The following is a 20804-nucleotide window of genomic DNA, read 5'->3' on the forward strand; positions in this document are numbered from 1 at the left end:
TTTTATGTGGTTAAATTGTTAAAAAGGAGGAAATAGCTTGAAGAAACTTAAAATATTAATGTTATTGTCAATATTATGTTTATTGATAATAATTCCAACATCATTTGCAGCGGAAAATGAGACAATCCTTGCAGAAGATGTTTCAATTCAAAATACATCAATCGCAAGTGAGGATACAGATACTTTAGCTTCAGATATTTATTTTGATGCGGGTGTTGAAAAGGACGGTGATGGATCATGGAGTAATCCGTATAAAAATCTGAAAATAGAATATATTAAAGAGAATTCTATTGTTTATTTGTCTGATGGGGAATACAAATTAAATGAATTGCTCGAAAAAAAGAATTTAACAATAATCGGGTCAAATCCTTCAAAAACAATCATTAAAAATTTTGGAATTGAAACTTCCGGGTATCTGTGTTTAAAAAATCTTACTTTAATAAACTGTGAAGTGTCTACTACAGGCACTTTAAAGGCTGTTAATTCAATCTTTAACAATCCTACTCGGGGTTATAATGCTATTTATTCTTCAACTTCTTCATCCTCCACAACTATTGATAACTGTACATTTTCAAATGAATATCGCCTAAGCCAGGGCGGTGCAATTAAGTTAATAGATGGAAATTTAACCATAACCAATTCTCAGTTCAATGGTAACTACGCATCTGAAGGTGGGGCAATATATGTTGACAAGGGTACTCTATTAATCAGGAACTCCCAATTCATTTCAAACTATGCAGATAAATTTGGCGGTTCCATATGTGCGAAAAATAATGCAAATTTAACAATTACTCAAACCAGTATCCTTAACGGATACTCAATTGATGATGCTGGCGGAGCAATATATTTGAAAAATTCAAATTTGGAATCAGATTACCTTGAAATTACTAATTGCACATCCACTTTCGGTGGAGCAATTGTTTCTTTAAGTTCAAGTCTGAAATTAAACAATTTTGTCTCAAAGAATAACAGAGCAAAATATAATGGGGGTTCTATTTACATAATGTACAACACATTCTATTTAGAAGATTCCACATTCGAATCAAACTATGCACAAAACGGTGGAGCCATTTTTGTTGATGAGGTGTATGACTTTATTGCTTCAGGTAACAAATTCATGTCCAATGAAGCGTCAAATACAGGTGGTGCGGTTTATTCCGTGATTGGTGAAGACTACATACCTATTTCAGTTATTGATTCTGCATTTGAAAACACATTCATAAACAACAAAGCATTGTTTGAACCTGATGCATATGAAGCAAATCTTCCGGAATTATTTGTAAGTGATGGAAACTACATTTTAGTTAAGTTGAACACATCCTATGATGGAAATCTTCCTTCAAGTTATGATTTAAGAACTTTCGGTCAGGTATCACCAGTTAAAAATCAGGGCAGTGGCGGAAACTGTTGGGCATTCAATACAATAGCTGCTTTGGAATCCTGCATTTTAAAGGCAACCGGAAAAACCTATGATTTGTCAGAAGAAAACATGAAAAACCTGATGTATAAGTTTTCAGATTATGGATGGGCAATGGAACCTAATATAGGAGGATATGATAAGATGAGTGTTTCATACCTTACAGCTTGGTTAGGTCCTATCAATGAAACTGATGACCCTTATGATCCTAATTCAGAATTGTCCTCATTATTTAAAAGCTTTTTCCATGTGCAGAATGTTGTTTATTTAACCCGTACAAATTACACTGAAAACGATGAAATCAAAAGAGCCATAATGGATTATGGTGCAGTTGCAACCAGCATCTACTGGAGCAGCACATATCTTGGTAAGGACAGAAAAAGTTATTATTGTCCTAATGAATTAGGCGGAAACCATGCGATAACCATCGTCGGATGGGATGATAATTATTCCAAAGAGAATTTTGCAAAAGTTGTCAATAACAAACCGCTTCCTCCTGGTGATGGTGCCTGGATTATTAAAAACAGTTGGGGTACAGACAACAGCGGAGACAAAGGATTTTACTATGTTTCATATTATGACAAGCACTGTGCACAGTTGAACAAACCTGAATCAACTTACACATTCATTTTAAATGATACTATTAAATTTGATAAGAATTACCAATATGACATTCCGGGTAAATCAGATTATTTCTTCAACAAAACCTATGAAGTCTGGTATAAAAATATTTTCAAAGCTACTGATGATGAATATTTGGCGGCTGTTTCTACTTACTTCAATAAGCAGTGCAATTGGGAATTTTACATTTATGTCAATAATGTTTCAAAGGCATTCAAGTATGGTTCTGCAGGATCCAGCTATAAAACAATCAATTTGGATGAGATAATTCCGCTTAAAGTGGGGGATATCTTTGAAATAGTATTTAAGATTTCAGGCGATAGTGATGTTTCAGTTCCTATTTCCGAGTCAGTTTCATTTATGAGGGAGTTCTACAGGGAAAATATTTCCTTTGTAAGTTATGACGGTAAAACATGGCATGACTTATGTAATTTGGATTGGACTTATCCTAACCACACTTATTCCGGTCAGGTGGCTTGCATTAAGGCGTTCACTTTCCTCAATGAAATAAGGACAGTCATTAACTTGACAGTTGAACATGTTGAAGATAACAAGGTTGATATTGTAGCAAGGATAACTGATGAATTCGGCAATGCAATTGAAAATGGCAGTGTGATTTTTACTGTTGACAATAAGGATTATTCAACAAATATTACAGATGGTAAAGCTGCATTATCAAATATTTTACTTAAAACAGGAATAAATGAATTCACTGTTAAATTCAGCAAAACTGGTTATGCCGATTCCATTAAATCCATCAATGTTGCAAGTTCATTAATCAGCACTTCACTGACTTTGAATTTTTCATCATCTAAACATAATCCATTAACCATTGATGCAATCGTAAAAGATAACGACGGTAATATGGTTAAATCAGGTGAGGTTGTTTTCAATGTGGGAGATGAAAGCTTTTCTGTGGATGTTGTAAATGGTGTTGCCAGTCTGACTCATGTTTTCAGGACAATGGGAATAAATAATGTCTCAGCGTCATACTCTGATTTGTACTGTTATAACTCATCTTCATGTGAAGAGTCAGTCACCATTCATGCTGTTGACTCTACAATATCATTAAACGTAAACGGCAAGAATAATCCTATTACTATAACTGCTAATGTCTGTGATGATAGGGGCATGGCCGTAGAAAGCGGTGTAGTGACCTTTATTTTGAATGGTGTCAGTTATGATGTAGATGTTGAGGGAGGTATTGCGAGTTTGGATCATGTTTTCACCAGCTTCGGCAGACAGGAGATAAAAGCAAGCTATTTCGATAGTTCCTATTATTATACTTCATGTTCCACTAAGGATTATTTTGATGTTTCACTTAAAAAAACAGTTGTTGAGTTAAATGTGGAATCAGGAAATGTTGTGAATCCGGTCAATATAATATGTACAGTTAAGGATTCAGATGGCAAATTGGTTGAGAGCGGTGAAGTTACATTCAATATAGGCAATGAAATTAAGACTATGGCATTGACTGACGGAAAAGCTGATTTGAGTTATGTATTTGAAAAAATGGGAATCAATGAGATTTCAGTTAACTATAAGGACAGCTATTACTATGATGTTTCAAGCAAAGTGATTTCATTGAATGTCACTAAAAGTAAAATTGATTTAAACGTAAATGTTTTGCAGAAAAATGATGATTATAAAGTCACAGTTGACCTTTCACAACCTATAAATGAATCTGTTGTCATCTATGTAAATGAAGAGCATAATACTGTCAAATCAGTCAACGGTCGGGCTATTTTATATTTGAATGACTTATTGCCTGGCAGCTATAAAGTCAATGCAAGTGTAAACAGTAGTGCTTACTGTTCCGATGTTGAAGAGGTAACTTTCAAAGTAAATGAGATTCCTACAGTCATTTCCTGCGGTGATGTCTTTTATTATAATTCAACAATTTCATGCCTTGTCACATTAAAGGATAATAAAGGCAATTTTGTGTCAGATTGCTTTATCTCTGCAAGTATAAATGGAAAGACATATAAACTGAAAACCAATGCTCAGGGTGTTGCATTTTTCAAATTTAATTTGGATGTGGGTGAATATTCTATTTCTATTTTATTTAATGGCACTTCCAGATATGTTAAATCCAGTTTGGATAAGAATATTACTGTTAAATCCACTATATTACTGCCAGCCACTAGCAGATACACTTACAATTCATACTATAAAGCTACTTTGTATGATGAAGACGGCAAACCTTTGGATAATGAAAATGTTCTCGTCACTGTCAAAAAGGATTATGATGTTGTCACTGATGCAAAAGGTCTATTGTCATTCAAAATAGATTTAACCAGAGGAAATTATCTCATTAAGGTTACCAATCTCCTCACTGGTGAGGAAAAAACCCAATCCATCAGTGTTGTTAACCGTTTGGTTGCAGGAGGATTGGCAATGTATTTCGGTACCGGCAAGTATTATAAGGTTAGGGCATATGACGATAACGGAAATGTTGCAAAGGGTGTTAAGGTAGCTATCAACTTCAACGGCAAGATTTTTTATAGATACACAGATTCCAACGGTTATGCATCCTTAAAAATTTCTGCAAAGGTGGGCACTTATACTGTAACTTCAACATATAAGAATTTCAAGGTTTCAAGCAAAGTCATTGTCAAACCAAGATTGATAACAAAGAATATGATTGTTAAAAAATCAGGAACATTCAGCTATGCCGTCAAACTTTTAAGCACTTCCGGTAAGGTCTTAAAATATCAGAAGATAGTTGTCAAGTTCAAGGGCAAAACATATTCCGCCAGAACTTCCACTTATGGAATTGCAATATTCAAAATTAAGGTTAATTCAAAAATAGGCAGTTTCTATCTAACTACAAGTTATGGCAGTTTGAGAAACATTAATAAGATAACAATTAAATAAGGTTAATACCTTATTTATTTGCTTTAATTAAATTACGAGCTGCTTTTAGGTCTGTATTGTAAATGTGGCCTGATGTGGAGTGATAATGAACTCCACCAAAGTTTAGTTTTTCACCAACAATTTCCTTGTTTACTTCTTCTTTCATTTTTAATCCAAGGTATGCTATGAAGAACATGTTTGAGTAGAATGCGCCAAAGATATCGTTGCTTCTGAAAATGCAGTGGATAGTCAATTCGTTGTCACGAACAATGCATTGCAGGAACTGGAGGCATGGTATATCTTCCCTGTCTGCATCAAGTTGAGGATCGATTGTAACTGCCACTGCTCTGTTTGAACCTGTTGCGGTTAAAATTCTTTGTTTCATGGTATTGAATTGGTCAACGTCAAAATGAGCATAGATACGATTTGGGTAAGTGTATACGAATCCCTGGTCATCAGGATTTTCAGCTGATTTCACATATTCGTATAATGCATCACTTTTGATTGGACAGCCTTCCATGTCGAATTTTCCGGATTTGATGTCATTCAACAGCATGTCAGGTGTGTAGTGTTGGTATTTGGCTCTGAATTTCAAGTTAAACGGATCGTCGATTATATAAAAATTCCCAAGACTTTCGATTAAATGGTGATTTGAGTCTTTGTAAGTTTCTTTTCCTTGTTTTAAGATTTTATCAACAAAATCAAGATAACATTCATTAATTGTTAACATTTTTACAGCTCCTTTAATTGGTTAAATTTTTATTGGCTATGGTATAAATAATTTCTATTATTGATGAAAAATTAATTAGTTATGCTGATTCATCTACATTAATGAGTTTTAAAATATGTTTTTTAATATTTGAGTTATTTATTTTAAAAATAATTTTAATTATTTTGATGGTCGTTGTTAGAAAATGATTTTAATTAATCATATTTTCAATTAAATTACCATCAATTTCGCTTCCATATTTGATAAAAAAATGAGATTTAAGAAATAATGTTGGATATCATTTCAAATAGTTCTTTTGTCTTGTCTGTTGAGGTATGTTCGGAAATATCTTCTGGAATTTCATATACTAAAGTAGGATAACCTGCCTGGGCTATGGGCTTTGATACTAAAACAGCTGATGTTGATTTGTATGTTTCATTGCCGGTTACAGGATAATAATTGAAATCACTTGTGTCTGCAATTTTTTCAGCAAGTTTGACTGAAGCATTGTCCATTTCAGGTGTTGCAACATAAAATCCTTCGCCATAGGTCGGGTTGTGGGAATGGCTGATTATTACTGCATCAGCATCAGAAGAGGTTACGTCAGGATTCACGTAGTCATGAACAAGGCTTTCTCCGTTTGCCCTTCCGATTTCATAGTCGTCAGGATGGTCTGTTACAGTTACCTTGTAGTGAATAATTTTAACATTATTGTTTCCGAATTGCTTTGCAGCTTCAATTTCAGGGCCTATTGACAGTTTTTCTCTTGGATGAATTCCTGTGATTAATGCAATGCTTGTATTCGCACTTTCATTCCCGGAAATGCCTTTTTCAACAGTGCCTATGCTTGTATTTCCCAATGTTGTGTATTCGATATTGTTGTAATTTTGGGTAAGTTCATAAGCTATTAATCCTCCAACAGCAAAAAGAAGTGCAATGACAATAATGATTTTTGTGTTTTTAAGCAAATTTTCACCTTTAAGTGATATTTGGTTGTTTTGTTAAATATTTTTTTAGGTGAAAATCTTTTTGAATAAGACTAGTATCACTAGTCCTATTCATCAAGGGAGTTAATTCACAAACGAATATAGTTTTTTTCTGAGTTTCTACATGACATTTTTTGTAAAGATCTGAGGATGAATCTTTACAATTTAGTATTGATTGACATCTTATATATCATTTTTCTTATTTTTAAGGTCAATTTTTAGCTTATATTATTTTTTATGAGGTGATGTCAATTATATTGTGATATTAGGTTATTTTATACATAATTTTTTAATTTTGTGGCAATAATTGGAATATAATGAAAATTTGATTTTAAATTTAAAAATTAATTTAAGGAAATAAAAATCCAAATAAAGAATAATAATGCATTTATACTTGAGATAACTATATATTTATTCGATTAAATTTAATCGATTGTCTATAGATAGTTTATTCATGATTTTTGGAAATCTTAAATGTCAGGAGATTTTTAATTGAAGGAAACTGAAATATATCATCTTAATGATAAGACAATAAAATATTTGGCATTGGTTCAATCTAAACGTCAGCATCAATATTTGGGGTTGCCGGGTAACTTTAAAATTAGATTGCCTCAGGAAATTGTTTTTCCGAATTTTGAAATTGGTAGGGTGGATGAATGCTATTTGACTGATGAAAACATGTTAATTATTCTTGAGGAGGAAAGTGGTGATATAACAGAAAATGTTTTAAAAAAATTTGCAAAATATGTCATTTTTGAAAGCTATAGATATTATAAATTGCTATATCTTGTTGCAGTGTGTCATAAGAACCCAAAAAATGAATTTGAATTATATGAATATGCCCCTTCCATGTTCATTAAGGTTTTCTATCATTACTTCAGTCAGGATGAAATTTGGTGTAAATATGAAAATGTTATAATTAAAGTTAAACAAAAAGAGAAATTAACTGAAATGGAATCACTGGACATAGTTTTTGTTTCCAAATTCATTTCAAAAAGATATGCACCCTCAGTAATAGAAAATCTAATTGAAATTTTTCAACGATGCGCTGATTGATGATATGATGCTGAAGATGGATATTGGGGTTATTCTTGGCGGAATGGTATTGAAACATGTAAAAGATATCAGAAAACAAAATAGATTATTGGGATAGTTGAATATGGTGGAATATGAAAATGAACTCCAAGTATTGGTTTATGATGAATTTGGAGATGTAATTGTTAAAAAAGATGAAGAAATTGAAGCAAAAAATAGGGAATTGGGTCAAAAGAATAAAGAGATTGATGAACTAATCAAATCGAATAAGGAGTATAAGGATAAAATTAAACAGTTAAATGACATGGATGATTTGTCTGAGGAAGCCAAAAAAATTATCAGCTCTTTAATGTAACTTAAGTATTTATCACCTATTTTTTTAATTATTTTCAAATTGAATATTTTTCTATTTTTTAATTAATTTCTTATTTTAAATTTAATAATAGTCAGTATAATCCTAAAAAATTGAATTTTTTAAGATAGTTTTAAATATCTTGTTATAGATAGTTATAAATACTTAAATTGTTTTAAGTGTAAATTCAAAAAGATGTGTGAAAAATATGACAAATGAAGACTTTGCAAAAAAGATAAAAGACATTAGAGCTAGACAGGACATGTCTATTGAAGATTTATCCGAGAGAAGTGGAGTAAAACTTGAAGTTTTACAAGCTATGGAAGACGGTGAAGTTATACCTTCCCTTACCCCATTGACCAAAATGGCAAGGGCACTTGGCGTCAGATTAGGTACATTTTTAGATGACACTCCTGAACTTGGTCCTGTGGTCACAAGAGGCGGAAAAACTGAAAACTCACTATATTTCTCAGGCAGAGAAGACGTGACAAATGCAACCAACCTTGAATTCCACTCATTAGGTGCGGGAAAAATAGACAGAAACATAGACCCATTTTTAATCGACATTGAATTTGAAGAAGGGGAAAAGGAATTGTCTTCCCATGAAGGTGAAGAATTCATTTATGTTTTAGATGGGGAAATTGAAGTAATCTACGGTAAGGACACTTTCACAATCGGTGAAGGGGACACAATATTTTATGACTCAGCAGTTCCTCACCATTTACACGCAAGCGGTGAAAAACCGGCTAAGATTTTAGCTGTGCTTTACACTCCATACTGAGGTTGATAAAATGAGTAAAATAACTTTCAAGCCAAAAACTGATAGATTTTACACAGCAGATTTGGATTTAAACTTAAACACATTGCAATTGGAATTGCATTTATGATTTGCATTTTGGTTTAGTTATTTTATTATTTAATTGATTAGAGGTGAAAGTATGTCTGAACTATTTACAGAATTACCATTAGGAAAATTTTTCGAATCAATGGTTGAAAAGCAACCAGATCATGAATTTATCGTTTATCCGGATAGAAACTTAAGGTTTACCTATAAAGAATTTGATGAAAGAGTAGACAATCTAGCAAAAGGAATGCTGGCTATTGGAATTGAAAAAGGAGATCATGTAGGAATATGGGCTAAGAATGTGCCAGAATGGCTTACCTACATGTTTGCAACAGCAAAAATTGGAGCCACAATCGTAACTGTCAACACAGCTTACCAGTCACATGAGCTTGAATATGTTTTAAGACAGTCAGACATGAAAGCATTGGCAATGACCGACGCATTCAGGGACACCAGTTATTTTGACATAATAAATGAATTGGTTCCTGAGCTCAAAACATGTGCAAGAGGGCATTTGGTGGCTGAAAAGTTCCCACACCTGAAATTTATTTTCCATGTGGGTCAGGAAAAGCATCGCGGAATGTATAACACCAATGAATTATTATTGCTTGGTATGAACTATGATGATGACGAATACCAGAAGGTAAAGGATGCAGTTACACAGCATGATGTCATCAATATGCAGTACACTTCAGGAACTGAAGGATTCCCTAAGGGAGTAATGTTGACTTCACGTAACATTGTAAATGACGGTTACTACATTGGTGAAAACATGAACTATACTGAAAAGGACAGATTACTTCTTCAGGTGCCTCTTTTCCACTGTTTCGGAACTGTGCTTGGTGTAATGGCTGTCATTACTCACGGTTCTACAATGGTTGTCCTTGAGGAGTATGACCCTCTTTTAGCTATTTCATCCATTCAAAAGGAAAAGTGCACTTCCATTTATGGGGTGCCTACAATGTTTATAGGCATGATGAACCATCCTATGTTTGAGATGTTTGACATGAGCTCACTGCGTACAGGTATCATGGCAGGTTCAACATGTCCTGTCGAGACAATGAAGGATGCAATCGAAAAGATGAATATGAAGGAAATCACCAGTGTATATGGGCTTACAGAAGCGGCACCTGGTTTTACACAGACTAATGCTGCTGATTCGTTTGAGAAAAAAATCAATACTGTGGGAAGAAAGTTCCCTAACATTGAAGTTAAGATTGTTGATCCTGAAACTGGCGAGGAAGTTGGCGTTGGAGAAACTGGAGAAATCATGTGCAGAGGTTTTAATGTAATGAAAGGATATTACAACATGCCCGAAAAGACAGCTGAAACCATCGAACCTGACGGATGGCTTCACTCAGGAGACCTTGCAACAGTTGATGAGGACGGATATTACTCCATTGTTGGCCGTATCAAGGACATGATTATCAGAGGTGGGGAAAACATTTATCCACGTGAAATTGAAGAGTTCTTATTTACCAATGATTGCGTTCAGGATGTTCAGGTTGCAGGAATTCCTGATGAAAAGTACGGTGAGATTGTAGGAGCATTCATCATCAAGGAAGATGGATTTGATGATGTTACAGAAGCCGACATTCGTGATTTCTGTATAGGTTCAATTGCCCGTTATAAGGTGCCTAAATATGTATTTTTCGTAGATGAATTCCCTCTTACTACCAGTGGTAAAATCCAAAAGTACAAGTTAGGTGACTTAGGTCTTAAACTGCTGGACGAAAGACGTGAAAGGGGAGAGTTGTAACTCACTCTCTTTTATACTTTTTTTTTATCATTATCAGCTGTAAAACTTATTTTGGTTGATGGCAATTTTGGTCATACTATTTATTCATGCTCAAATTTCTACTAATTTACATCAAAAAAATTTGCTTTTAATCTTAAATCCATTTTATTTTAAATTTTCATTTTTTCTAGTTCGGCAATTTTTTACGAGTTTTTTTTATTTACACATTATTGCTTTTGGTGTGTAAAATTGTTTTTATTTTAAACTGGCTATTTTTTATACTTGTTTTTATATATGTATGTTTATGAAATATTTTATTTTTATATAAATTATTATTTGCACTTAAAATATTGTTATGAGTTATTTGAAAAGTTATTTATATTATTAAATTGAAATAATAGTTTGTTGGGCTCAATAAATGATTGATAGGTGATAACTTGGATGAAAAATTGACATTTGATGAGAAATTTTCTGCCCTAAACAGTTATTTTAAAATTAATTCCTATAGTGAAGTCTATGATTTTATAAAAAACAATGAATCAATTTTTTTCTTAATCGATGAAATAAAACCCTTTCTGGAAAAATATTTTTCTAATTGTGAATACTGTTTGGATATTATTCATGATCCTGAAATAATGGATTTTAATTATTTGGAGTTAATGATTAATGTATCTCGAGAACGATTTTATAATGGGGTTCAGGAGGATATTGAAATAATTAGAAGTCAGATAAGACCTTTTAGAAGAAAATTTAATATTTTTTTAGAATTTGCAATTAGTTATGGGGTGAAATATGTTTGATTTTTCAAGATTTTTAGATGTTGGAGATGTTTTGGCTCAAGTGGATGATGAAGCATATGTAAGGTCTGCTATAGGTAGATATTATTATGCTATTTTTTGCAGTGTACGTGTATATCTTGTAGAGATAATGAATGAAAATGAATTTAATGATAACTATAATGTTCATCAAAGAATTTATAATCGTTTAGTTAAATCAGGAAATAATACGGAATCGTCTGTTAGTGAAAAACTCAATGACTTGAGGAAAAATAGAAATGAAGCAGATTATGATTGGAAAAATAATGATTTTCAATATTTTAAAGATAAATTAGATCAAAGTAAAAAAGAATCAAAATTTGCAATTGAACAGGTTGAATCACTTAAGAAATCCCCTCCATTTGAATTCTAGAAATATTTTTTTTTTTAATTTGAACATTCATTGCTTTTGGTGTGTAAAATTGTTTTTATTTTAAATTGACTATTTTTTATACTTTTTTTCATATGTAACGAAACATTTATATATGACTTAAAACTTAGAATTAACTGCAAACAAAATTTTAGATATAAGTTAACCACACCATTATATCGAAGTAATTTGACTCTATACGAATTTATCAATTTAGGGAGTTGATAATAATGCCACAAGAATTAACACATGCTGCTGGAAGTGCAGTGTTCTAATCATGTTTACAGGTTGTTTAATCGTGCATTTAACATAATCAAACTCATGTTCATTTATTTCACCTTTTCCGATTAAACAACTGTTATCTATTTTGTACGTTGATAAGTAGCTGTTTAACTATCCTTGTATTTTACATTATATCATCGTTTAACTCCTATTCAACTTTAAGTTAGACAGCTACTGACTTTTCTAAAGAATGGAGGATAATCGTGATACCAATTTTAGAGAATTCGTATGCTTGAAGCATATTTTAAAAAATCATTCTGATGTCCTTATATGCAGTAACAGCGCTTCATGGCGTAACGGCCATGGAAGTCGGATATCTGCAATCAAGGATTTAAGTTATCTGAGAAATTTCTACCATTATGTCCGCCATATGGACTATAAACCATTATCATTGAGGAATAAATATGAACGTATCTGTAAAAATTAATTTAAATGTATCTAAGACTGTTGAAAATGCTGTTGCTGGAAATGATGATTTTCATTTCTATGTTGATGAGCTCACATCCGACAATTTCATGCCAACCTATGAAGGTAAAGCAGATGAAAAATATGCTTTTGAAAGCATGGATGATGAGTTTTTTGAATTTTTGGAAAGAAAAATCCATGGTGACGGCATCTATATCAGGCTGATTCTTGCAGCTGGTGAAAATACTCCGGAAGGAGCGGTATTTGAACTTGAATGCGGAGAGAAGAGAAAAACTTTCATCACGGATGAGGCAAATGTCATGGTTTTTGATTTTGCCGATTTTGGGATAAAGGTTGTCAATGATTGCGTGACTTTGGGAACTACGGTAGATGGAGGATGTGGCCAGACACCCTATTTTGCAGAGTTCGGATCAGATAAAGGCAACCGGCAGTATTTGTCATTGGATAATCCTTTAAATAAATTCATTATGAATTTGTTGAAGGAAATGATTGTTTTGGATGAATGATAATTCATCAATTGATTTTTAGAGGTTACATGAGGGTTTGTTTAGCTAAGTTTACAAGTGAAATCACAGATTTTTTAACAGATGAGACATTAAGAGCAATAGACTACGGAGTCCTGGACTTGCATAATGTTGAAAATAGGGAGCTTAGGGAGGTTCTCTATTTTTTAGAAGAACTTTTGACGGCTGAACTGGAACTGAATTATCTGGAAAATTGCACAGGAATATTTAGGGTTTCAAAAAAAGGCAATTTATGGTATTACAGACAGGAAAAACATATTATTGAAGCTGATTCATTGGCTGAACTTGAACGGAAGGTAACCTATGAAAACAGAATATGGTATGTTTTTGATGAGGATTTGGCTAATGCGGGAGGTACATTATTTTGAAGGATTTACTTTTTATGATTGGATACTTGGCAATATGCCTTGCATTTGGAAGCATTTTAATTTAAGGAGGTAATAATGAATTTATTTGATTTAGGAGCAATTGACAGGCTTGTTAAAAGAAACACAAATCTTTTGACAGCCTTTAAAGTTATTGATGAAGTTGAAAGTGAAGAGGTAGTTAAAAACATTCAGGATAATGTCTGCCGTTTGAATGCAGACAAGATAATGATTCATGATAATGTTTTGGATATTGTCTCCTGTGACGGAACAATTCCAATTTTATATTATTTTGCACACAGATATTCAAATAGCGAGTTAAAGAAAATTTTTAGGGAAATTAAAGAGTTTTGCCAAAAAGAAAAAATTGTATTGATATATTAGAGGTAACTATGAAAATTTGTCCGAACTGTGCCAAAAAGCTAAATGAAAGATTTGAATACTGCAATGCCTGCGGATCCAAACTTGACGGGGAGTTTGCAGGCGATTTCAGAACTGACATAAGGAATCTGTTTAAAAATGAAGACGGTTATTATTATATCTATCCCGTTTGTGGGATTCAGCAGATAATCCGCTCCTGTGACATTGATGAGATTAGGGCGAAGGTAATGGAAAGAAAGTTTCCTTGGCCTTCAGCCAAAAAAGGAAATGGAAGGCGAAAGATCAACTCAGAAATGATTCACAAAAGCGATTTTTTAAAGATAAGCGAACAAAACTCTCAGGTAATCAATAGAGGATTCAATTATTCCGAATTTAAAAAATCTCAAAGGGCAAAAGTGACCATTCAAAAATCTGATACTATAGATAAAGTTGCTGAAACTCCTCAAATACCTAAATTAGTTCCTGATGAAGAGCTTCCAAGACAGTTCGGTGTCATAGGACTGTTTAGGGAAAAATATGGTGGTCTGGATCAGTGGGCATTCAAGAATAATGAAACACCTTATGCAATCCGCAATCCTCGCCTGGATGATTTGAAAAGGGAGGTCATCTCAAGAGAATGTCACTGGGAGGTTATTGATGAGGCATTGGAAAGCGAAGCATATAATCTCGACACTCAGCTGTTTGATAGACGGCAGGCGGAAATCCTTGAAAAGCGCACAGAACGAAGAGTATCACTGGAAGATAAGATTAAGCTTAAAAAGGAAATGGGTGCCAAAAGAGCTCCGGCATACATGGATATGGATAAAATCAGATGGTAGATGTTTATTCTGACCGGCCATGTTTTTTTTTCATTTCCTATTTTTCATGACCGGTCGGTTTTTTATATTTTTTTGAGGTGTTTGAATGGGCGATTCCAAGGTATTGATTTTTAAGGATAGTGAAGAATTTTTAAAAGTCATCGAAAAACTACAAAAAGCATATTTGGAAAGCGAGGAAAACTAAACCTTTTTATTTTATTTTTTACATATATTAACTTAATATGATTAATGAAGTTATTCTTTCAAGATTGGATGAACTTATTGGAGAATTTGACACTCCCTTTTTCAAATATCTTCTTTATTCCTATGATTTGACTCTTCGGGACTGTGAACTTGTCATTTCAAAACTTAAAAGCGATATTTCAGATGGAATAGTGTCAAGTGATGATAATCTTGTTGAAGTTGTTGAAGAGTATTTCAGGGGAATGTGCCTTGAAACAGAAAAAAGAGGCAAAATGGAGTATCTGGCTTCATTAATCAATGATAAAAGCGATTTTTACAGGAAGTTTCTGGCTAAATATGATGTGTCCTCAAAGGATATTGATGTGATTTATACAAAGATTGAAACCCGAATTGCAGAGGATAACATCAGTGATTATGAAATCAAGCGTAGCCTTGAGTATTATTTTTCAAATGCAGTCAAACAGGATTCATATATCAGAAGCCTTGAGATGATTGTGGGCAGAAATTACGATGCTCTGACAGTCACCAGGATAAAAAGGGAATATCCCAATATCTATATTGCAGACATTATCAGTATCGCCAATGAATTGTACGGTGAAATTCTCGACGGAAAAAATTTCAAAAGCATCAAAAACGCTTTTTTTGATAAGGTAATGCGTAAATCTGAAGCCAAAAAGGCAGAAGCCATTTCCAAATGGGACAGTCTGGTTTTGGGAAATGGTGATTCATTCAACAAATTGCTTGAAACCAAGAAATTGACAATTGATGATGGTGAGGCAATCAAAAGGGATGTCAGATCAAAGATTTTAAACGGACTGCTATGTGCAGACAGAATTGACGGTGCATTTTTAACCAGACTATGCATCAATTACAGTAGTGAGTAGAATGAGAGTCAACAGTGTTTTTTCTTTTCTTGAAACTAAATTCCATGATTTGTATGATTTGTGCATCATGATGGAGAAACTGATTGTCCTGAAAAAATATCGGATGGCAATTGGTGTTGGAAAGGTTATTCTTGATTTGTTCTGCAAAAAAACCGCCCAGCAACTGGTTTTCACAATTGATGTCTTCAATGATTTTGACCTTCATTTCACTCTTGCGGATGCCCGTGATGTTCACTCACAAATCTATGAGATAATCTATGAAAACTATTTCAATCCTCGAGAAGAATTTTTGAAAGTGTATTATGATTTCGATTTGGATTATCTCGGAAGCAATGTCACAATTACCAATGATGAACTGTTTTTATTTTTGAATAATCTGAAGGCCGATACAATTTCTCCAAAGGTATTGGGAAGAAGCGGCGATGATATGCTGTTTCTGGAGGATTTTTCATCTGAAGAAAGGAAAGTTGCTCTTGAGATGGTTAAAAACAATCTTAACAGATTCATTCGCGAAGATGTTTTAACGCTCAATCTGGTGGACCGTGAAGGAAATGACATAACACGCGGAATAAACTTTGAAGCTCAGATAAAACAGGATTACTGCCGCATCAAGGAGATTCCTCCGGAAATTGAACTGGATGACTATCAGATAGGTGCAGTGGAATATGACGGAGACAAACCCTTGGTGATTAATGCAGGTCCGGGTGCCGGTAAAACCAGTGTTATAATCGAAAGGGTTCTGCACCTGCTTAAAACAGCAAAGCCATCTTCAATTCTTGTCATCACATTCACCAACAAGGCTGCCGACGAGCTCAGGGAGAGATTCAAGAAGGATACCAAGCTGGAACTGAGTGTCATTAATCAGATGAGGATAAGTACTATCCACAGCTATTGCAGGTCAGTTCTTTCCGATTTTTCCCAGATTCCATATAATCTTTTAAAAAGAGATTCTGAAAGGAATCTGTTTTTCAACAAGCACAAGGATGAGCTCGGATTTGTAGGTGAGGCATTTCTTAGAAGCTTTGAGTCATCCCATGCCCTGAAAAAATATGAGGAGTATGCGCTTTTTGAAGTGGATACCGAATCGCTGCAGGAATATGTCGACAGGAATTTCAGCATAAGCGATGAGTATAGGGAATGGATCAGGGAGTATTTCTCAAACAATGCTCAATACCCTTCCAAAAAGGAGATAAAATATCGGGGTTTTGATGAGGATCTGTACAATGCCCGTTTTCGCCAGATTGTCAAATCATATCCTGATTGGATTGATTTGATGGAAAGGGAGCATGTCTGTGATCAAAACTATCTGCTCATAAAAGCATTGGAACTTTTAAGTGTTGAGGATAATCTGAAGCGTGTAGAGTATAGGAATATTCTAATAGATGAGTTTCAGGACACCGACGCAATTCAGATGCAGATATTCAAAAAGCTTCGCTCAATAGCTGACACTTTCACGGTTGTAGGTGATGCAGACCAGAGCATATATTCATTCAGGGGAGCCAATCCGAAATTCTTCACTGATTACGCCAATTCGGATGAATTTGAAAACAGGATACTGGTGAACAACTATCGCTCAAGCTCCGACATTGTGGAATTCAATGAAAGATATATAGAATCCAAAAGGCAGACCCAAAAAAATCTTAAGGCAAGCAATTCCCATAAGATGCCAGTATATCTGCTTGAAAACCGTGATGATATGGAGGAATACCGTTCCATTGCATTTGTCATCAAAAATCTGATGCTCAACCATAAGATTGAAAGATATAGTGATGTTGCGGTTCTCTTCAGGTCACACAGGGACAAGAAGGAGATTCTTGACGTATTTGACAGGGAAGGAATCCCGTATTATCTTAAGGGAATTGATGATTTGATTTATCAGGATGAGGCGAAGGCTGTTCTGGCATTGTTCTGGTATATTCTGCCTTTTAATCCGACACTTATTGCAAGATACGGTGATGGCGGCCATTGGATAAACCTGCTTTCATTTACGGACAGATACTACAAATCATCAAAGATATTCAATCTGAGCTATTCCACAATCCAGATTCTTGAAGAGATAGAATTCAAATATCATCAGAATGTCGTAAGCTATACCCGAAATTATGATTCTTTGAACGGCAGAAATGATTCAAGTTCATTTATGGATGTTATTCGCGATTATTCGGATAGCGTTTTGGATGACATATTCAAAAAAACCAACAAAATTGACATTTCATCACTGACACGGGAAGAGCTAAAGGGAATAGGAATATCTGATGAACATGACCTTGACTTCTTTTGCAGTCTCAACGATTTGAAGTCCGTTCTGTTCAATCAGGACATAGATATCAACAAAAAGCCGACATCTCTTCAGGTTTTCTACAGGCTTTTGAATGCAACAGGATATCTTGAGGAACTCTCGTCCAGGAGTGATTTTGAGGCAAGAAAGGCATCTCTTAACCTTGCGCTAATATCCGGCATAATCTCAGACTATGAGAACATCATGGGAAAGCATGATATAATTGGCCTTTTCAACTATCTTCATCGTTCGCTCAAGTATTACAGCTGTCCTATCAATGAATATGAAGACAACTCAAACAAGGTCCATATAATGACCGTTCACAAGGCAAAGGGTCTCGAATATCCTGTTGTCATCACTGCTTCACTTAAGGAAAACAAGTTTCCGATAGTATTCAGAAACACCAAAAGCGAGGATTATGAACGCCCGACCTATCCGACTCCCAACAGGTTTCTTAAATACAAGATGTCTGAAGATGATGAAATCAGTGCTCTTAACCATGAGGAGGAGCGCATAGTTTATGTTGCAAACACCCGTGCGGAGGAACTGCTCATATTGTCATGCGTTCAGTCCAGAATAAATTATCCTCTTCCTGATGTTTTGATGAATTTTGAAAAGGAATATGGTCAGATTGAAAGGCTTGAACCTGATGACACAGAAAAACTGAAAAAGGTGACTTCCCACATGCACAGGGAGTCAAACCTGTTCAGACAGATTGAATTTGAAAATGTGTTGGATGACTATCTTTACTGTCCATTGAAGTACAATCTTGAAAACAACCTGAACTATCAAAACCCAAGAAACATCAACAAGTTCATCAACTCCAAGCTTCAGGTTCTTTTGAATGCTATCCACAATCCAAAGCTTGACAGGGATTGGAGCCGGGAGGAAATTCATAATCTTGTTAATGAGGTCATAAAGTCTTATGGCTTTGCATCAAAAAGCATGAAAAATAATTTGAAGGAGCTGTTTGATCATATTGCCGACTATTGGCTGGACTATGGAAGGTCATATGATATTGTCGAGTACAGCTATCCGGTGACACTTGAAATTGACGGCTATGATGTCAATGGAATAATCGATTTGATAGTTAAGGAAAATGATACTTCAGTAAATCTTATTCATTTCATTAGGTCTAGAGATGATATCAGAAACTATCATTATTTCTACATGGAAACTTTATTCTATTATGCATATGCACTTCTCGAAAATGATGACTTTGAGATAAATTCCCTGATACTTCATGTTCTTGACGAAAACAAGCAGTACGAAATTGGCTTCGACAAGTCAAACAGGTTTATCTACCACTATCTCTCAGCAGTTATAAGCCATATTGAAAGGGAGGACTATCCAAGGCATGAGATAAATTGCAGGAACTGCGAATTCAGCGGAGTTACCTGTATGTTTGAAAGCAGGTTTGACTAAAAATATTTATTTAAATTCATCCAAAAGTAGTAGTGATGAAATTAAAGATTGAAGAGAACAGTGACATGATTAGATTCGCCCTCGGGGATGTCACAACAGGATGGATGAAACGGGATGACACATTTGTTCAAAGAATAAGTGAGGATAACCTCAACAGATTTTACAGAGATAAGCATATTGCCCGTGAAATCGAAATCAAAAATATTCTGGATGATGGAATTAAACTTTTAAACAGCAAAAGATTTAAAAAGGCAATTGACTGCTTTGATAAGGTTCTTTTTTATGATGAAAAACATTTTGAAGCACTGATGCTAAAATCCCAGGCATTGTTCGGTCAGGGACATTTTGTAAAATCCTTCAGATTTTATAAGAGGGCTGTCAGGTGTGGTGCAGATGAGGATGTGGAATATCGAAAGACTCTTTTGAAAAAATCAGGAGAGGAAAGGGGTGATTTTCCAAAAATCAAAAGAAACATCTATGCCGGTGATGAGGCAGTAGCCAAGGGAGATTTTAAAGCGGCATTGGACTTTTATGATAAGGCTCTGGTCAATCCTTCAAGATTCAAGAACAAGATTCTCTATAAGCTATTGAATAAAAAGGCGTTTATTCTGATTAGGCTTGAGAGATTTGATGGGGCTTTGGCAAGTTTTGACGTGTCGATTAAGGTTCATGAAAATGACATGGCGTATTATGGACGAGGTTTCTGTGAATATAAGCTTGGTTTTGACTGTGAAAATAGTCTTATTATGGCCAAAAACATCAGCAAAAAATATATTCTTCAAAAAGCCCAAATTTTTAATAAGCTTAAAATCTATGAAAAGGCTCTTGAAAGCTTTAACCTATTTTTGGATAATTATTTTGTCATTGATTTAAAGTTCAAAAGAGCAATTGAAGGAAAATGTGAGGCTCTTGATAATTTGGGTTTGGACAGTTCATTTGAAAAGGATATTTTACTTGAGCTTTCATCTTTGAAGTGACAAAATATTTATTAACATCTTATTAACTAATATTTTAATAGGGAATAATTATTAGGTAGTGTTATTATCGATGATGAAACATTGAAAAAATTCGCTCGTGTAAACATTTCTTCTTATCGGCTAAAAACTGTTAAATCTCTTAAGGATGATGTTAAAACTCCAACTGAAATTGCAAAGTCAACAGGTATCAGAAGAAATCACATGTCAAATGTATTGAGGGATTTGAAGGAAACTGGTATTGTTGAATGCATTAATGAAGAGGTAAAGCGCGGAAGGCTTTACAGGCTCACTCCTGTCGGAGAAGAAATTGCAGACAATCTTGACGATTGAAAAATTAAGATAATGGATTAATCTTTGAATTTAATCCATTTAGGTTTTATTTTGTTTATTTTATTTAGGATTTCCTTATTGACGTTAAGTTTTTGATTAAAAAGTTGTTGTTTTTTAGTTTTAATGATTTTGTTTTGCAAATTATATTAAAAATCCGAATTCATTTGGCTGTTTTTTTTTTAAATCTG

18 protein-coding genes are annotated in these 20804 nt (G+C 34.1%); 16 read left to right on the top strand and 2 right to left on the bottom strand.

Annotated features, from left to right (window positions below):
• The first annotated feature begins 37 nt into the window (after positions 1 to 37).
• On the top strand, positions 38 to 4915 hold the full coding sequence (locus Q0P94_RS03575; RefSeq protein WP_295113879.1) for a C1 family peptidase: 4878 nt from the start codon (positions 38 to 40) through the stop codon (positions 4913 to 4915).
• Between the two features lie 10 nt (positions 4916 to 4925).
• On the opposite strand, the gene Q0P94_RS03580 is transcribed toward Q0P94_RS03575, so the two are convergent.
• Both Q0P94_RS03580 and Q0P94_RS03585 read right to left on the bottom strand, forming a co-directional pair.
• Positions 4926 to 5624, bottom strand: coding sequence for a thymidylate synthase (locus tag Q0P94_RS03580; RefSeq protein WP_295113880.1), 699 nt, complete (start codon positions 5622 to 5624; stop codon positions 4926 to 4928).
• A 257-nt stretch (positions 5625 to 5881) separates the two neighbouring features.
• Complete coding sequence (locus tag Q0P94_RS03585) at positions 5882 to 6571, bottom strand: hypothetical protein (RefSeq protein ID WP_295113882.1); 690 nt, start codon at positions 6569 to 6571, stop codon at positions 5882 to 5884.
• 510 nt (positions 6572 to 7081) lie between these two features.
• On the opposite strand from Q0P94_RS03585, the gene Q0P94_RS03590 reads away from it, so the two are divergent.
• The 15 genes from Q0P94_RS03590 to Q0P94_RS03660 all read left to right on the top strand — a co-directional run bounded on the left by Q0P94_RS03590 (position 7082) and on the right by Q0P94_RS03660 (position 20616).
• Entirely contained in the window at positions 7082 to 7645 is a 564-nt protein-coding gene (locus Q0P94_RS03590; protein ID WP_295113884.1) for a hypothetical protein, read from the top strand.
• Between the two features lie 103 nt (positions 7646 to 7748).
• Complete coding sequence (locus Q0P94_RS03595) at positions 7749 to 7979, top strand: hypothetical protein (RefSeq protein ID WP_295113886.1); 231 nt, start codon at positions 7749 to 7751, stop codon at positions 7977 to 7979.
• 205 nt (positions 7980 to 8184) lie between these two features.
• Positions 8185 to 8757, top strand: a complete 573-nt coding sequence (locus Q0P94_RS03600; protein WP_295113888.1) for an XRE family transcriptional regulator — start codon at positions 8185 to 8187, stop codon at positions 8755 to 8757.
• 157 nt (positions 8758 to 8914) lie between these two features.
• Positions 8915 to 10579 (top strand): AMP-binding protein, encoded by a 1665-nt coding sequence (locus Q0P94_RS03605; RefSeq protein WP_295113890.1) that lies wholly within the window; start codon positions 8915 to 8917, stop codon positions 10577 to 10579.
• A 416-nt stretch (positions 10580 to 10995) separates the two neighbouring features.
• Positions 10996 to 11358 (top strand): hypothetical protein, encoded by a 363-nt coding sequence (locus Q0P94_RS03610; RefSeq protein WP_295113892.1) that lies wholly within the window; start codon positions 10996 to 10998, stop codon positions 11356 to 11358.
• Positions 11351 to 11746, top strand: coding sequence for a hypothetical protein (locus tag Q0P94_RS03615; RefSeq protein ID WP_295113894.1), 396 nt, complete (start codon positions 11351 to 11353; stop codon positions 11744 to 11746). The genes Q0P94_RS03610 and Q0P94_RS03615 overlap by 8 nt, the downstream gene beginning before the upstream one ends.
• A gap of 469 nt (positions 11747 to 12215) precedes the next feature.
• The gene (locus Q0P94_RS03620; RefSeq protein WP_295113896.1) at positions 12216 to 12452 is read left to right on the top strand and encodes a hypothetical protein; all 237 of its coding nucleotides are present in this window, start codon (positions 12216 to 12218) and stop codon (positions 12450 to 12452) included.
• Positions 12430 to 12957, top strand: a complete 528-nt coding sequence (locus Q0P94_RS03625) for a hypothetical protein (protein ID WP_295113898.1) — start codon at positions 12430 to 12432, stop codon at positions 12955 to 12957. The genes Q0P94_RS03620 and Q0P94_RS03625 overlap by 23 nt, the downstream gene beginning before the upstream one ends.
• A 29-nt stretch (positions 12958 to 12986) precedes the next feature.
• The gene (locus Q0P94_RS03630) at positions 12987 to 13343 is read left to right on the top strand and encodes a hypothetical protein (RefSeq protein WP_295113900.1); all 357 of its coding nucleotides are present in this window, start codon (positions 12987 to 12989) and stop codon (positions 13341 to 13343) included.
• A 75-nt stretch (positions 13344 to 13418) separates the two neighbouring features.
• The gene (locus tag Q0P94_RS03635; RefSeq protein ID WP_295113902.1) at positions 13419 to 13724 is read left to right on the top strand and encodes a hypothetical protein; all 306 of its coding nucleotides are present in this window, start codon (positions 13419 to 13421) and stop codon (positions 13722 to 13724) included.
• A gap of 8 nt (positions 13725 to 13732) precedes the next feature.
• The gene (locus Q0P94_RS03640; RefSeq protein WP_295113904.1) at positions 13733 to 14539 is read left to right on the top strand and encodes a zinc ribbon domain-containing protein; all 807 of its coding nucleotides are present in this window, start codon (positions 13733 to 13735) and stop codon (positions 14537 to 14539) included.
• 221 nt (positions 14540 to 14760) lie between these two features.
• Positions 14761 to 15606 (top strand): hypothetical protein, encoded by an 846-nt coding sequence (locus tag Q0P94_RS03645; protein ID WP_295113906.1) that lies wholly within the window; start codon positions 14761 to 14763, stop codon positions 15604 to 15606.
• Between the two features lies 1 nt (position 15607).
• On the top strand, positions 15608 to 19309 hold the full coding sequence (locus Q0P94_RS03650; RefSeq protein ID WP_295113908.1) for an ATP-dependent DNA helicase: 3702 nt from the start codon (positions 15608 to 15610) through the stop codon (positions 19307 to 19309).
• 35 nt (positions 19310 to 19344) lie between these two features.
• Positions 19345 to 20286 carry a tetratricopeptide repeat protein gene (locus Q0P94_RS03655; RefSeq protein WP_295113910.1) on the top strand — a complete coding sequence of 314 codons (942 nt, stop codon included), beginning with the start codon at positions 19345 to 19347 and terminating at the stop codon, positions 20284 to 20286.
• Positions 20287 to 20367: 81 nt separating this feature from the next.
• A complete protein-coding gene (locus Q0P94_RS03660) occupies positions 20368 to 20616 on the top strand; it encodes a winged helix-turn-helix domain-containing protein (RefSeq protein WP_295113913.1) in 249 nt (82 codons plus the stop codon).
• Positions 20617 to 20804 lie beyond the last annotated feature (188 nt).

It is taken from the genome of uncultured Methanobrevibacter sp., from assembly GCF_946184425.1.
GTDB lineage: Archaea > Methanobacteriota > Methanobacteria > Methanobacteriales > Methanobacteriaceae > Methanocatella.

Excerpts from the sequence above, each read along its gene's own strand:
- Q0P94_RS03645 (WP_295113906.1), top strand. The coding sequence starts at position 14,761 with ATGATTAATGAAGTTATTCTTTCAAGATTGGATGAACTTATTGGAGAA.
- Q0P94_RS03650 (WP_295113908.1), top strand. The coding sequence starts at position 15,608 with ATGAGAGTCAACAGTGTTTTTTCTTTTCTTGAAACTAAATTCCATGAT.
- Q0P94_RS03595 (WP_295113886.1), top strand. The coding sequence starts at position 7,749 with ATGGTGGAATATGAAAATGAACTCCAAGTATTGGTTTATGATGAATTT.
- Q0P94_RS03625 (WP_295113898.1), top strand. The coding sequence starts at position 12,430 with ATGAACGTATCTGTAAAAATTAATTTAAATGTATCTAAGACTGTTGAA.
- Q0P94_RS03635 (WP_295113902.1), top strand. The coding sequence starts at position 13,419 with ATGAATTTATTTGATTTAGGAGCAATTGACAGGCTTGTTAAAAGAAAC.
- Q0P94_RS03620 (WP_295113896.1), top strand. The coding sequence starts at position 12,216 with ATGGAGGATAATCGTGATACCAATTTTAGAGAATTCGTATGCTTGAAG.
- Q0P94_RS03655 (WP_295113910.1), top strand. The coding sequence starts at position 19,345 with ATGAAATTAAAGATTGAAGAGAACAGTGACATGATTAGATTCGCCCTC.
- Q0P94_RS03630 (WP_295113900.1), top strand. The coding sequence starts at position 12,987 with ATGAGGGTTTGTTTAGCTAAGTTTACAAGTGAAATCACAGATTTTTTA.
- Q0P94_RS03615 (WP_295113894.1), top strand. The coding sequence starts at position 11,351 with ATGTTTGATTTTTCAAGATTTTTAGATGTTGGAGATGTTTTGGCTCAA.
- Q0P94_RS03605 (WP_295113890.1), top strand. The coding sequence starts at position 8,915 with ATGTCTGAACTATTTACAGAATTACCATTAGGAAAATTTTTCGAATCA.
- Q0P94_RS03600 (WP_295113888.1), top strand. The coding sequence starts at position 8,185 with ATGACAAATGAAGACTTTGCAAAAAAGATAAAAGACATTAGAGCTAGA.
- Q0P94_RS03580 (WP_295113880.1), bottom strand. The coding sequence starts at position 5,624 with ATGTTAACAATTAATGAATGTTATCTTGATTTTGTTGATAAAATCTTA.
- Q0P94_RS03640 (WP_295113904.1), top strand. The coding sequence starts at position 13,733 with ATGAAAATTTGTCCGAACTGTGCCAAAAAGCTAAATGAAAGATTTGAA.